Here is a 14,225-nt window from a genome sequence, read left to right on the forward strand (position 1 = left end):
AGCAGTTTTCGTTCGAGGATGCAGTAGATCATGAGTGATGACGCGCAAACCCCGGAAGGCGTCCGCCCCGAAGTTGCCGCAGCGGTGGGCGACTGGCGCGCCTACGTGGAAGCCAAGATAGGCTTCCGCAATCACTGGTATCCGGTGCGCTTTTCCAACGAGCTGGTGGAAGGCCAGCTCATCACCGTGCAGGTGCTTGGCGAGAAGCTGCTGTTGAAGCGCATCGATGGCAAGGTGTATGCGATCCGCGATCGTTGTCTGCATCGTGGCGTGCCGCTGTCGCGCAAGCCCGATTGCTACACCAAGGACACGATCACCTGCTGGTATCACGGCTACACCTATCGTTTCCAAACGGGCGAGCTGGTGAACATTCTCGCCGTGCCCGACAGCCGTCTCATCGGCCGTCGCAAGATTCAGAGCTTCCCGGTACAGGAAGCCAAAGGCCTGATCTTCGTCTTCATCGGCGATCTCGACCCGGTGCCGCCGCTCAATCAGGACGTGCCGCCCGGGTTCCTCGATGACGACGTCATGATTCTCGGCAAGCATCGCGTCGTGAACTCGAACTGGCGGCTGGGTGCGGAGAACGGCTTCGACGCGCTCCACATCTTTATTCACAAAGACACCACGCTGCGTCACTTCCGCACGTTCAACTTCCCCATCGGCCACACGCCGCTGCCCGGCGCGGTGAAAACCGTTGAAGACGCCGACGGTCCGAAAGGTGTCATCGACGACTTCGCTCAACACAAGCCGATCTGGGATGGCGAGATCGATGGTCGCGTGGTGGTGCGAGGTCCGCGTTCCCAGCAGGTGCAGGGCACCTCCGCGTCGGTTGGCACGTCGATCTGGTTGCCGGGAGTGTTGAAAGTCGAATCGTTCCCGATGCCGGGGCTGACTCAGTTCGAGTGGTATGTGCCGCTCGACGCCAAGACTCATCTGTACGTGCAAACCATCGGTCAGCAGGTGCAGACCGACGAGGAGCGCACCGAGTTCGCCAACAACTTCGAATCCATCTACAAGCCGCACGGTCTGGACGGCTTCAATGCCGACGACATCTGGGCACGCGAAGTCACCGAGCCGTTCTATGCCGACGACTATGGCTGGGTGGATGAAATGTTGTGCGAGCCCGATACCACGATTCTCGCCTGGCGCAAGCTGGCGAGCCGCGCCAATCGCGGCATTCAGACTCCCCAGGATCTGCGCTGATCGAGCCCCCCATCGGACCATGAGCAGAATGACCGAATTCACTTCGCGCTTCGTCGATACCAACGGCATCCGAACTCACTACCTGGAAGCCGGCAGCGGCCCGACGTTGCTGCTCATGCACGGTGGTGGCGCTGGCGCCGACGCTTATGGCAACTGGCGTGAATGCATCCCGATCTTGGCCAGAAAATTTCGGGTCATCGCGCCGGACATGGTCGGTTTCGGACGCAGCGACAAACCCTCTCCGGACAGCTACACCTACGATCAGCCGGGGCGCAATCGTCAGCTGGTGTCTTTGCTCCAGGCGCTCGACATCGACAAAGCATTTCTGGTCGGCAATTCCATGGGCGGGGCGACTTGCATCGGTGCGACCCTGCAATGTCCCGAGCGCGTGGCGCGGTTGGTATTGATGGGCAGCGCCGGTCTGCCCATCCCGGAAAAACCATCACCGCAGTTGCTCCACAACTTGAACTACGATTTCACGGTGGACGGCATGCGTCGTGTGATCGCAGGTCTCACGTCGCCGAGTTACACGCCGCCGGAAGAGCTGGTGCAGTATCGTTACAACCTGACTCATGAGCCGGGCGCCAAGGCGGCGCTCGCCGCCGTGAACGCGGAAACGCGCAAAGGCACGTTGAATTATCCGGAAGACGAGCTGCGCAAAATCAAACAACCCGTGCTGGTCGTCAACGGCAAGCAGGACGGCGTGTCGACGCTGGCGCGCGCCTATCGATTCCTGGAGCTGTTCGAGAACAGCTGGGGTTACATCGTGCCTCACTGCGGTCACTGGGCCATGATCGAACGCACTGCGGATTTCTGTGGCGCCGTCGAACGCTTCCTGACCCAGCCGGTGAACTGACGTGGCAACCGCGCCGCAGGGTGTGCATGAGCTCATCGAGCATTTGATCGAGACGCCCGGCGATCGCGGCTTGATTCGGACCTCGCCGGACGTGTTGTTCGAGCGCTTCGGCATCTCTGCCGACGTGCGCGAAGTGCTGCGAACCGGCGGGCGCGATGACCTGGCACGCCTCGGGATTCATCCCAACCTGGTGATCAAATGGCTGATCTGGTCGGGCCGGCCGACCATGCCGTTCTTCCCCATCGACTATTACTTCGCGAGGCGCTGACCATGGGCAAGATCGTGGGCGCCTTCGCCATGTCGCACGTGCTGGGCTCGCCATTTGGATTGGAAGAGCAGGCCGAGCGCGTGTTCGTCGGCATGAAGGAATTGGGTCAGCAGCTGTGCCAGACGCATCCGACCTTGCTGGTGATCATCACCAGCGATCATTTGAACAACTTCCGTCTCGATCAGCCCATGCCGTTCGCCATCGGTACGGCCGACAGTTATACGCCCTATGGCGACATGGGTTTGCCGACCGAGCCCATTCGCGGTGACGCGGCGTTCTCGACTGGCTTCGCGATGTTTGCTGTCAATCACGGCTTCGAGTTGGCCAAGCCGCCGCGCTTGCGGCCGGATCATGGCGTGATGATTCCACTCGGCATGGTGGATCCGAAACGCGAGTTGCCGGTGGTGCCGCTGTATGTGAATACGGTTTACACGCCCGCGCCGACGCCGCAAGAGAGCTGGCGTCTCGGCGAGTTGTTGCGCGCGTATGTCGCCGAGCACTGCAAGTCCGAAGAACGAGTCGCCTTGCTGGCCGGCGGTGGATTGTCACATTGGCTGGGTGTGCCGGAGGAAGGTCAGGTCAACGAAGCCTGGGATCGCTGGTTCATGGACATGCTGGCCTCGGGTCAGGGGGCTGGATTGTCCAAGCTCACCAATGAGCAGATCCTCGCGGATGCTGGCAATGGCGGCTTGGAAGTAAACTCCTGGATCGCCCTGGCGGGCGCCATTGCGGGCGCGCCCGGCGAATGTTTGTTTTACGAGGCGATTCCAGCGTGGGCGAGTGGCATGGCGGGCATGGCGTTTCGGGTGCAGTGAAGGCGCACAACGCCGCCACAATGTTTTCAAAAAATTTCTTCTCAAGAACAACATCCGTTCGCGCACGACCGGCACTTTTTAGGATGCAAGACACACCCTCCACCTGCCTTTCGTTCAAAAAGCGAGGTCGCGCCGTCATGGCGCGAGCAGGTAAGCAATGACGTCCTTCGACTTGTTGATCGCCGCGCTGGCGGCGGTCGGCGCTGGCGCCATCAATGCGCTGGCGGGCGGCGGCACGTTGATCAGCTTTCCGGTGCTGGTGGCGCTCGGGGTGCCGCCGGTGGCGGCCAATATCACCAATGCGGTGGCGCTGTGCCCAGGCTACTTCGGCGCGACCATCGCGCAATTGCCCAATCTCAAGGGACAACGGCGCCAGCTGCTGTTGCTGGTGCCGGTCGCCGTGCTGGGCGGTCTCGCCGGCGGCATGATCCTCGTGCACACCGGCGAGCGGACCTTCACCGCGCTGGTGCCGTGGATGATTCTGGCGGCAGCGCTGCTGCTCGCCATCCAAGAGCCGGTGAAGAAGTTCGTCGTCAAACGCCTGTCGAATCCCGAACACAAGCATCACACCATGGCGCTGTCGGCCCTGCCCATCGCCGCTGCGGCAATCTATGGCGGCTTTTTCAGCGCGGGCATGAGTGTGCTGCTGCTCGCAGTGCTCGGTCTGACGCTCGATGATTCGCTCACCCGCCTGAACGCGCTCAAGCAAGTGCTGGCGTTCAGCGTCAACATCGCGGCGGCGGTGTTCTTCCTGTTCTCGGATCAGGTGGTCTGGATCGCCGCGGCAGTCATGGCCGTCGGTGCGCTGATCGGCGGCGCCCTGGGTGGCAAGCTGGCGGGCAAACTGCCGCCGGCGGTGCTGCGCTGGGTGGTCGTTGTCGCAGGCGTCGCGATTGCCATCGCTTACTGGGTGAAATCCGCGTAATCATCCCCACACTCGCGGCAGGCCGCCCTCGGAAGGGGGCGGGTGTCATTGGACTGCCAAGCTCCTTAAACTCGGCAGTCCGCTGTCCCGCATCGGGACAGGTCCCAGCCTGTTGGATCCGGGGTCCCTATGACTGCTGCCCATGTGACTGCTGCTCACGACCATCGGCAAGATCTGCCGGTATTTTCTTCGATCAAGCCCGCCGAGGTGGAGGGCAAGCTGCGCGCCTTGCTCGACAGCCACCGGGCGGAGCTGGAGCGCTTGCTGACCACCGAGACGCCCACTTGGGATTCGGTCATCGTGCCGCTGGAAGAAATGCACCACCGGCTGTCACGGACCTGGTCCCCAGTCGGGCACATGAACGGCGTGGTGAACACCGACGAGCTGCGCGCTGCCTATAACGCTTGCTTGCCGTTACTTACGGCCTGGAACACCGACCTCGCGCAGGACGAGCGTCTGTATCGTGCTTACGAAACCGTGCTGAAGAACGAAGGCGCGCGACTCACTCCGGGACAACGCAAGCTGCTAGAGAATGGGCTGCGCGATTTCCGCCTCGCCGGCGTGGCGTTGCCAGCGGACAAGAAGCAGCGATACAAGGAGCTGGTCGAACAGCTGGCCACCCTGCAATCGAAGTTCGACGAGAACGTGCTGGACGCCACCAATGCGTGGTCACGACACGTCACGGATCAGAAAGAGCTCGAAGGATTGCCTGCTCCCATCGTCGAGCGCGCTCGCGCCGCCGCCGAAGCGAAACAGCTGAGCGGCTGGCTGTTCCCGTTGGACGCGCCGAACTATCAGGCCGTGATGATGCACGCCGCGCACGAGCCGCTGCGTCGTGACTTCTATCATGGCTGGACCACTCGTGCCTCGGATCAAGATGGCAACGAGGGCAAATGGGACAACACCGCGCTGATGGATCGAATCCTCGGGGTCCGTCACGAGATCGCCAACATCGTGGGGTTCCCGAACTACGCCGAATATTCCCTCGCCACCAAGATGGCGTCGTCCGTGCCCGAAGTTCGCAGCTTCCTGGAACAGCTCGCCGACAAGAGCCGTCCGGTGGCGCAGCAGGAGTTCGACGAGCTGACCAGGTTCGCGGGCCACGAGCTGCAGGCCTGGGACGTCGCCTACTACTCCGAGAAGCTCAAACGCGAGCGCTTCGATCTGTCCGAAGAAGCGCTGCGGCCCTACTTCCCGCTCCCGCGGGTGTTGTCCGGGATGTTCTCGGTCGCCGAACAGCTGTACGGCGTGACGATTGCCGAGCGCACTGGCGTGGACCTTTATCATCCAGACGTTCGTTTCTACGACATACTCGATGCCGACGGTTCGCGTCGCGGCAGCTTCTACGTCGATTTGTATGCTCGCGCCAAGAAGCGCGGCGGCGCGTGGATGGATGAATGTGTCGGCCGCAAGCAATTGGCGGGCGCCACTTCGCTGCCGGTCGCCTACCTGGTCTGCAATTTCATGCCGCCGGTGGGCTCGCAGCCCTCGTTGCTGACGCACTACGAAGTCGTGACCATGTTCCATGAGTTCGGCCATGGCCTGCATCACATGCTGACGCGGGTCGACTACCCGAGCATCGCGGGTATCAATGGAGTCGCTTGGGATGCGGTGGAGTTGCCGAGCCAGTTCATGGAGAACTTCGCCTGGCGTGCCGAAGTGATTCCGATGATCTCCGCGCACGTCGAAACTGGCGAGCCATTGCCGGAAGCGGAGCTGAATCGGTTGCTGGGCACCCGCACGTTCCAGGCTGGCATGCAGAATGTGCGTCAGCTCGAGTTCGCGCTGTTCGACCTGCGTATTCACAGCGAATTCGTGCCGGGCGCGCCGAGCAAAGTCTCGCAGACACTGAATGAAGTGCGTGAGCAAGTGGCGGTCGTGAAGCCGCCGGCGTTCAATCGTTTCGCGCACAGCTTCCAGCACATCTTTTCAGGCGGGTACGCGGCCGGGTACTACAGCTACAAGTGGGCGGAAGTGCTTGCGGCCGATGCATTCAGCGCCTTCGAGGAAGGCGGCATCTTCAACCGCTCGGTCTCGTCCAAGTTCCTGTCGTCGATTCTGGAGCAGGGCGGCAGCCGGGATGCGATGGAGGCGTTCGTGGAGTTTCGTGGGCGCAAGCCGACCATCGAGCCGTTGCTGAAGCAGTTGGGGCTCGCTGCCTGACGCCGCCGTTGTTTCATTTTTCTTCCTGAGGAACATGCGGCGCGTTCAGCGCGCCGCGGTGAGTCGTGAGTATCGAAACCTATAAAGGCGTTGCGCCGACGTTGGGCGCGAGAGTGTTCGTCCATCCGTCGGCGGTGGTCATCGGCAAGGTGACGATCGGTGACGACTCGTCAGTGTGGCCGACAGCGGTCGTTCGCGGCGACGTGCATTCGATTCAGATCGGCGCGCGGACCAGTATTCAGGATGGCTCGGTGCTGCATGTCACGCACGATGGTCCGTATGCGCCGGGTGGCCGTGCTTTGATCGTCGGCTCCGACGTGACGGTGGGTCATCGAGTCACATTGCATGCGTGCACCATCGGCAACAGGTGCTTGATCGGCATGGGCGCGATCCTGCTCGACAACGTGGTGATAGAGGACCTGGTGATGATCGGCGCCGGCAGCCTGGTCCCGCCGAACAAGGTGCTCAAGAGTGGCGGTTTATATGTTGGCAGTCCCGCCCGCCGCGTGCGCGAGCTGACCTCGAAAGAGATCGAATTCCTGACCTATTCGGCCGCGCACTACGTCAAGGTGAAAGACGAGTATCTGAAGTGACTGCTGGCGCCGCAGCTATGCGACGCCACTGCGGAAGCGGCGTTGATGATCTATCTGATCAGCAGCGTCAGGCACATCAAGCCTGCGCCTTGATGGCTTCGAGCACGGGCTTGGTATCCGGCTTCACGCCGCGCCAGAGCTGAAAGGCTTCGGCGGCCTGCTCGACCAGCATGCCCCAACCGGTCTCGGCGCGGCCGGCGCCTATGGTCTTGGACCAGCGAGTGAAGGCAGTGTCGCCTTTACCGTAAGCCATGTCGTAACAAAGCGTGGCGGGGCCGATAGCGCCGCGAGGAATGGGCGGGATGTCGTCCTGGAGGCTGGCGGAGGTTGCATTCAGGACCAGGTCGAACGTGCCGTCGCTGATTTCTTCAAACGCGCAGCCGCGCACTGTGCCGAGCAGCTCGAACTCTTCAGCCAACTCGATAGCGCGGCCTTTGTGACGATTCGCGATCTCGATGCACTCCGGTGCGGCTTGCAGCAGCGGGCCTAATACGCCGCGAGCGGCGCCGCCTGCACCAAGTAACAAAATGCGCGTGCCTGCGATGTCGAATCCGAGATTGCGGGTGAGATCGGTCACGAGCCCGGCGCCATCGGTGTTGTCGCCGAGCAAACCATCGCTTCTCCATGCCAGCGTGTTCACCGCACGCGCAATCTCCGCGCGCGGTGTGCGATAGCGAGTGACGATGTTCGCGGCCTGCTTGTGAGGCACGGTGATGTTCAAACCTTTGCCACCCGTGGCGAAGAACGCGCCAACGTCCCGTTCGAAATTCTCCGGCGTGACCGCGAGGCGCGTGTAGCTCATGGCCTGGCCGGTCTGCTTGGCAAACAGCCCGTGAATGAAGGGCGACCAGCTGTGCTGGACCGGGTAGCCCACCACTGCGTAGCGATCGACGCTGATGTCGTTCATGGGACTATCTCGCTTCTTTGAGCCAGGCCGCCGCCTTCTTGGCGAAATAAGTGAGAATCCCGTCCGCACCGGCGCGGCGAATGGACATCAATGTTTCCAACACGATGGCGCGCTCGTCCAGCCAGCCGTTGCGAAACGCGGCCATCTGCATGGCGTATTCGCCGCTCACCTGGTAGACGAACGTGGGCGCGCCGAACGTGTCTTTGATCCGGCGCACGATATCCAGATAGGGTAGGCCGGGCTTCACCATCACCATGTCCGCGCCTTCCTGCAGATCGAGCGCCACTTCACGGAGCGCTTCGTCTGAGTTGGCCGGATCCATCTGATAGTTGTATTTGTTGCCCTTGCCCAGATTGCCGGCGGAGCCGACCGCTTCACGGAACGGACTGTAGAAACTGGACGCATATTTCGCCGCGTAGGCGAGGATGCGCGTGTTGGTATGGCCGCCCAGTTCCAGCGCTTCGCGAATCGCGCCGATGCGGCCATCCATCATGTCGCTGGGGGCAACCACGTCTGCTCCGGCTTCGGCATGCGACAACGCCTGTTTCACCAACGCCTCGACGGTGATGTCGTTTACCACGTAACCAGTAGCATCCGTGATGCCGTCCTGGCCATGCGAGGTATACGGATCGAGCGCCACGTCGGTGATCACGCCCAGCTGCGGCACCGCTTTCTTGACGGCGCGCACGGCACGTTGCGCCAGCCCTTCGGGATTCCAGGCTTCCTTGCCGTCATTGCTCTTGGCCGCAGGATCGGTCACCGGAAACAGCGCCAGCGCCGGAATGCCGAGCTCCACCAGCGATTCGGCTTCGCGCACCAGCTCATCGACGCTGACCCGCTCGATGCCGGGCATGCTGTCGACCGCCTGGCGACGGGACTGGCCCTCGATCACGAACATGGGATAGATCAGGTTGTCGGCGCTCAGCGAGGTCTCACGCATCAGGCGGCGTGAGAAGTCGTTGAAGCGCATGCGTCGCATGCGCGTGCGGGGGAATTCTCCTGACTGCAAATTGAACATGACAGATTCCGGCCGGGGTGGCTGCCAAACTATGGACCATCCAAGTCTACACCCGTTGCATACTATCCCCATGGCCGCCAGAGAACCGATCAGAGAACCCACCCGCTGCACCTGGCCGCTCGGCGGCAACGACCTGTATATCGAGTATCACGACAAGGAATGGGGGGTGCCGGCCTGGGACGAGCGCACTCAGTTCGAGTTCCTGATCCTGGAAGGGGCGCAGGCCGGGCTGTCCTGGTCGACGATTCTCAACAAGCGCGAGGGCTACCGCGCGGCCTTCGCCGGTTTCGACCCTGAACGCATCGCCAAATTCGGCAAACGCGACGTGGCGCGGCTGATGAAGGATCCGGGCATCGTACGCAATCGGCTCAAGATCGAAGCCACCATCGGCAATGCCAAGGCCTTTCTGGCCTTCCAGGGCGACTTCGCCAAGCATCTGTGGAGCTTTGTCGGCGGCCAGCCCATCCAGAACAACATCGCCGAGCACGGCAAGGTGCCCGCCACCAGCCCGGAGTCCGACGCGCTCAGCAAAGACTTGAAAAAGCGCGGTTTCCGCTTCGTGGGCAGCACCATCATCTATGCCCACATGCAGGCCACCGGCATGGTGAACGATCACCTCACCAGCTGCTTCCGCCACAAACAATGCAAGGCGTTGGGGAAAGCGCCGCGTTAGTCGTTCATTCCGGAACGAGCCAGCAGATATTCACTCCGCCGGCGCCATCCTCGGCCAGGGCGGCGTGCGCTTCACGCAATGCGGGCGCGATCTCTTCATCGAACTGCCACGGTGGATTCGCGATGATCAGGCCCGAACCGTTCAGCCCGAGTGGCGAATCGGCGGGCCGTACGTTGAGCTCCACCAGCAGCAATTTACGCAGACCGGAGTTTTGCAGCGACAGGTGCAAGCGCTGCGTTTCGCGGCCCAGCTTGATCGGATACCACAGCGCGAATGTTCCGTTCGGCCAGCGGCTCAGGCCGAACAGCAGCGCCCGTTCGACCTGAGTGAATTCATTCTCCGATTCATAAGGTGGGTCGATCAGCACGAGCCCGCGATTCTCGCGCGGCGGCAGATAGGTTTTGAGAGCCGCGTAGCCATCGCCGCACACGACGGACACGCCTCGTCGGCCACGCATGGCTTGATCCAGCGCCTGCGCTTCCGCGATCTGCTTCTCCACGAACACGACTCGATCGCCAGTCCGCAGCTCGCGCGCCGCAAGCACCGGCGAGCCGGGATAACGTTGCGTGGTGATCGCCGAAATTTCTTCCGGGGAACTTACTGCATCCAGATAGCGCCGAAGATCAGGACTGGCGCGGTTGATGCGCAGTACGCGTCCCACGCCGTCCTGCCATTCCCTGCCACGTAATGCATCGTGGGACAACAGGTCGTACCAGCCGCGTCCGGCATGAGTGTCCAGATAGAACAACGGCTTGGGCTTGCGCTTGAGTCGTTCGAGCAGGGCCAGCAGCACGATGTGCTTGTGGACATCGGCGAAGTTGCCGGCATGGAACGCGTGGCGATAATTCACGGCAGAACTTTAACGGGAGACGACCGATGATCGTACTGAATTCTCCAGCGCGGGGCTGCTCGTTCCGTGGCGTATCCGCACTGGCGATGCTGGCGTTGGCCAGTGGGCTCGGGGCATGCGCCAGCGGCTCTGGCGCCACGGAGCCTGCATCAGTCGATGAGAGGAGGGCAGTCGTGGACCAGGCAGCTAAACAGAATCCACCACAACGCGCACCGAGCACCGATGCCGCGCCCACTCAAGGCAGCGGTGAAGTGCCACCGCAGATCATCGCGATCTTTCAGGACGATCTCGCGCGCCGTGCGCTGGTGAAACCGGAGACCATCACGGTTGCGAGCGCGACCGAGCAGCAATGGTCGGATGGCGCGATGGGGTGTCCGCAACCGGGGCAGATGTATACCCAGATGATCGTGCCCGGCTATCGCGTGGTGCTGCAGGCTGCGGGCGACAAATACAGTTATCACTCCGACCGTCGCGGCAACTTCGTGGTGTGCTCCAACGGCCTGGCGTTTCGGCCGGTGAAAGAACAGGACAAGGAACCGCGGCCAGTCAAATAACCCGCCACCAACGAAAAGGGCCTCGGACGTTGCCGCCCGAGGCCCAGCATCAACTGAACACCACTCGAATCAGAACGTGATGTCACCGCCCGGCGGGGCGACAAGCAGCACTTCGGTGCTCTGCGTAGCGCCACCGCAGTTGCCCGCGGACACGCAACGATCGCCGTCGGTCTGGATCATGACGCCAAGCTCCTTGGTCGTGCCTGGGATCTGACCGAAGTCACGCACCGTGACATCGCCGCTCGCCCCAGCCGGCAGATCGCCAGCCGGCGCGGCGAAGTAACGTTCGCCGAACGGCACGATGGTGAGACCTTCGATAGCGTCGCCGGGACCGCCGAAGTAGAAGTCATCGGCGTACACGGAGACATCGATCAGGCGGCGCGCATCGACATCGGCCGAGGTCAGGCCGAACTGCTCCAGGCAGGCGTTCAGCACCGTCGTGGCGGAGTTGGTCGGATGCTCGACGAACCAGAACGCTTCGGCGTCACCCGTGGCGAGATTCACCGACCACGCCAGCTGCCGACCGTCGCTGAGATCGTTCAGCGACACGTCGCGATTGAGCAGCCAGTAGTCGTCTTGACCGTCGCGATCGATGTCCAGCGCGATGCGATGATCGACCGCGACCGGCAGCGTCTCACGCTCCCACATGTTCACCGCGAACGACCACAGATAACCGGAGGTGCAAACTTCCGCCGGCACTGGGAACGTCGTGACACCTACCGCACGCAGGTCTGGGGTCGGCTCTTCTTCGCCACGTCCGCCTTCCGGGAGGTTCGGGCTGGTCGCCAGCAGCGAATATGTATTCAGCTGCGCAGCGCCGACGCCGCGGTTCTTCAGGCTGATGGTGCCCACGCCGCCGCTGCCGTTCTTCCAGTTCGGCCCGCTCGCGAGCACGGTGTTGGCAACTTTACGCGGCAACACGTGCCAGGGCAGCGAGAATCTTTCCGACGAGCCTTGTTTCTCGAACACCAGGTAGCCGTCATACTCCTGCAATGTCAGCGGCACCGGATTCGGACCATCCGGACCCGCGTTCATCAGGTTGTTACGCAGCCTGTCGCCGCTGATCGCCATCGTCACATCGAAGGTGCGATCGCCTTTCGCCGGCACTGTCACGGTTTCCGCGGTATAGATCTTCACCGCGCCATTCGCGACGTCGTTGGCGTAGCGATGAACCACTCGAACCTTGAAGGTCGCCGCCTTCTTGTCGCGATTGAAGACGCGCACGCGACGTTTCAGCACCGCGTCCCGTTCCACATCGACGAAGCCGAAGCTGACGCCGCCGCTGCGAGTGCCTGTTTTCACGAGGTCGAAGCCGTAGGCGCCGGCTGTCGCCCTGGCTGCGCGATCGACGCGAACTTCACCACCACCGATGCGAGAGATCGGCGCGAGCGAATCCGGAATCACGCTGGAAGCACTAGCCGGCTGCTCGATGCCGGTCTCGGCGTTGTTGATCAGCAGTTGTTTCAGGCGCTGCGGGGCGATCGACGGATACAACTCTTTCAACAATGCCGCCGCGCCCGACACCATGGGCGCCGCGCCCGACGTGCCGCCGAAGGCATCCGATTGATTGCCCGTGCCGGACATCGCCGATACCGACGCACCCGGCGCGCCGATTTCAGGCTTGATGCGGTGGTCTTCGAACATCGGACCGCGCGAAGACGTCGACACCACCGAGCTGATCAGCGGGAACACGTTGTCGGGATCGAACCGGACGGTCGCGCCGCTGCGGATCGCATTGGCGTCGGCGAGGCTGATCATGTAACCCGGGATGGTGATCGGCGGTCCGTCCTGATACGCGCCGTCGAAGGGCGCCGTGCCGTCCACCATGCCGATCACGCCGATCAGTGCGCCGCCGGCCTGGATGTTACGAATCTTGTCGGCGAACGCGCACGTGCCGCGATTCACCAACGCGATCACTCCAGTGAGCGAGCCCGCCGGAAATGGCGTGCAGCCCAGAGCATTCGACGGCGTGAACACGACCGGAGCCGTCACCGCTTCGGTCAGTTCCGGCGACCACGACTGATGAATCGCGCCACGCTCCGCCGGAGTGACTGCCGGAGAAACAATCGTCATCAGGTCGACCACCGCCGAAGGCACTGCGGTCTGTGCGACGGACAAAGCAGTGACAGCGGCTGCAGGCGAACCGGTAACGAAAGGTTTATCGGAACCGTTGCCCGCGGAGGCAACGGTGAACGCGCCGAGCTTGGTGGCTCGATCGACCGCGGCGGACAGATCGTCATCGAACGGCTGGCCATAATTGGCGCCGAGCGACATGTTGATGATGTCGGCGCGATCGGAGGGATCGCCGTCCTGGTTCGGATCGACGGCCCATTCGAAGCCCATCATCAGTGCCTGGCCGCTGCACGCCGAAGTGGGTACGGCGCAGGCCTTGATGGCATACAGCTTCACATCCGGCGCGACGCCGTCCTTGCCGGCGATGATGTCGGCAACGTGCGTGCCGTGGCCACCGAAGGTGCTTTGATCGGGCGCGGCGATCGGATCCGGGTCCGGCGCGAGCGGCGGACTGTCATCGCCGCCCGTCCACGCTTCACCGACGAAGTCGAAACCGCCGATGACCTTGGCAGTGGGGAACAAGCCGTCGGTCGTTGTGTTGCGCGGGTCGGTCGCAGATGTACCCCAAGCAGCTGCGTAAGCAGCCGCAGTGCCTTCACCGCCCAACGACGCGTGTGTGTAGTCGATGCCGCTGTCGATCACAGCAACGCGCACGCCCTTGCCGGTAAGCCCCAGACCTTGCAGCGTTTCAGCGCCGATGTAAGGAACGGTCTCGGTGAGATTGCGCTTGTAGTTGCCGGTCGGAGCGACGCGCGTGACGGCGCGATCGTTGTGGAGTGCGGCCACTTCGTCGGCGTCGAGCTCCAGGAACACAGTGTTGGCAACCAACTGCACCGCGCCGAGCACGGTGGCGCTCGGCGCCGACTGCGCGAGCCGACCGATGAATGCGGTTTGCTCGATCTGCACATCGGCTTTGGATGTTCCCTTGCCGTCGCCCACCGCGGCGGTGTTCAGCGAGACAGCCACTTGCACTCGATTGGGCAGCCCGGAGTTGCGCAGCAGTCGAGAGACGTCGTCGAGCTGAGCGCGTGCCGGCGCTGGCATGCGTGTCTCCAAACGTTTGGAGCTTGCCGCCGCAGCACGCTGAGCGGCGCTGGCGTCGGCGGCCACGACCGTCAGCACGGCAGTGGCGACGAGCGACAATGGACCCACTGCCGCCCTCCTGCGAATGTTTCTTAGCATAGTGATCCCCTTGGTCTTGACTATCGTCGCTGGTGACGATTGAAGAGCAGAGAAATAGAAACGATCGCACGCGCGCACGCCCCATCGAGGCGCGACAGCAGTTGCAGGTCCGTGGCCAGACGGTGTTACGTCGCATGCGCAATCG

At 62.6% G+C, this 14,225-nt stretch carries 13 protein-coding genes; 9 read left to right on the forward strand and 4 right to left on the reverse strand.

Going from position 1 to position 14,225, the window contains the following annotated elements:
- The first annotated feature begins 30 nt into the window (after window positions 1-30).
- The 7 genes from JM946_RS06560 (at window position 31) to JM946_RS06590 (ending at window position 6,823) form a co-directional block, all read left to right on the forward strand.
- The gene (locus JM946_RS06560) at window positions 31-1,203 is read left to right on the forward strand and encodes a Rieske 2Fe-2S domain-containing protein (protein ID WP_203166349.1); all 1,173 of its coding nucleotides are present in this window, start codon (window positions 31-33) and stop codon (window positions 1,201-1,203) included.
- A 19-nt stretch (window positions 1,204-1,222) separates the two neighbouring features.
- Window positions 1,223-2,059, forward strand: coding sequence for an alpha/beta fold hydrolase (locus JM946_RS06565; protein WP_203166350.1), 837 nt, complete (start codon window positions 1,223-1,225; stop codon window positions 2,057-2,059).
- Between the two features lies 1 nt (window position 2,060).
- Complete coding sequence (locus tag JM946_RS06570) at window positions 2,061-2,327, forward strand: hypothetical protein (protein ID WP_203166351.1); 267 nt, start codon at window positions 2,061-2,063, stop codon at window positions 2,325-2,327.
- A gap of 2 nt (window positions 2,328-2,329) precedes the next feature.
- Window positions 2,330-3,142, forward strand: a complete 813-nt coding sequence (locus JM946_RS06575; RefSeq protein WP_203166352.1) for a DODA-type extradiol aromatic ring-opening family dioxygenase — start codon at window positions 2,330-2,332, stop codon at window positions 3,140-3,142.
- A 157-nt stretch (window positions 3,143-3,299) separates the two neighbouring features.
- Entirely contained in the window at window positions 3,300-4,067 is a 768-nt protein-coding gene (locus JM946_RS06580; RefSeq protein WP_203166353.1) for a sulfite exporter TauE/SafE family protein, read from the forward strand.
- 129 nt (window positions 4,068-4,196) lie between these two features.
- On the forward strand, window positions 4,197-6,230 hold the full coding sequence (locus tag JM946_RS06585) for a M3 family metallopeptidase (protein ID WP_203166354.1): 2,034 nt from the start codon (window positions 4,197-4,199) through the stop codon (window positions 6,228-6,230).
- A gap of 65 nt (window positions 6,231-6,295) precedes the next feature.
- Window positions 6,296-6,823: a gamma carbonic anhydrase family protein gene (locus JM946_RS06590; protein WP_203166355.1), complete on the forward strand. Its 528-nt coding sequence runs from the start codon at window positions 6,296-6,298 to the stop codon at window positions 6,821-6,823.
- A gap of 76 nt (window positions 6,824-6,899) precedes the next feature.
- Here JM946_RS06590 and aroE read toward each other — a convergent pair whose 3' ends face one another.
- Both aroE and hemB read right to left on the reverse strand, forming a co-directional pair.
- On the reverse strand, window positions 6,900-7,730 hold the full coding sequence (gene aroE / locus JM946_RS06595) for a shikimate dehydrogenase (protein ID WP_203166356.1): 831 nt from the start codon (window positions 7,728-7,730) through the stop codon (window positions 6,900-6,902).
- Window positions 7,731-7,734: 4 nt separating this feature from the next.
- Window positions 7,735-8,748 (reverse strand): porphobilinogen synthase, encoded by a 1,014-nt coding sequence (gene hemB / locus JM946_RS06600; RefSeq protein WP_203166357.1) that lies wholly within the window; start codon window positions 8,746-8,748, stop codon window positions 7,735-7,737.
- Window positions 8,749-8,818: 70 nt separating this feature from the next.
- Here hemB and JM946_RS06605 point away from each other — a divergent pair, with 70 nt between their 5' ends.
- Window positions 8,819-9,421, forward strand: a complete 603-nt coding sequence (locus JM946_RS06605; protein ID WP_203166571.1) for a DNA-3-methyladenine glycosylase I — start codon at window positions 8,819-8,821, stop codon at window positions 9,419-9,421.
- Between the two features lie 4 nt (window positions 9,422-9,425).
- Here the strand turns inward: JM946_RS06605 and JM946_RS06610 are convergent, their stop codons facing one another.
- The gene (locus JM946_RS06610) at window positions 9,426-10,271 is read right to left on the reverse strand and encodes a 23S rRNA (adenine(2030)-N(6))-methyltransferase RlmJ (protein ID WP_203166358.1); all 846 of its coding nucleotides are present in this window, start codon (window positions 10,269-10,271) and stop codon (window positions 9,426-9,428) included.
- 173 nt (window positions 10,272-10,444) lie between these two features.
- On the opposite strand from JM946_RS06610, the gene JM946_RS06615 reads away from it, so the two are divergent.
- Entirely contained in the window at window positions 10,445-10,825 is a 381-nt protein-coding gene (locus tag JM946_RS06615; protein ID WP_203166359.1) for a hypothetical protein, read from the forward strand.
- Between the two features lie 69 nt (window positions 10,826-10,894).
- Here JM946_RS06615 and JM946_RS06620 read toward each other — a convergent pair whose 3' ends face one another.
- Window positions 10,895-14,050 (reverse strand): S8 family serine peptidase, encoded by a 3,156-nt coding sequence (locus tag JM946_RS06620; protein WP_203166360.1) that lies wholly within the window; start codon window positions 14,048-14,050, stop codon window positions 10,895-10,897.
- Between the last annotated feature and the right edge of the window lie 175 nt (window positions 14,051-14,225).

It is taken from the genome of Steroidobacter gossypii, assembly GCF_016801985.1.
Lineage (GTDB): Bacteria > Pseudomonadota > Gammaproteobacteria > Steroidobacterales > Steroidobacteraceae > Steroidobacter > Steroidobacter gossypii.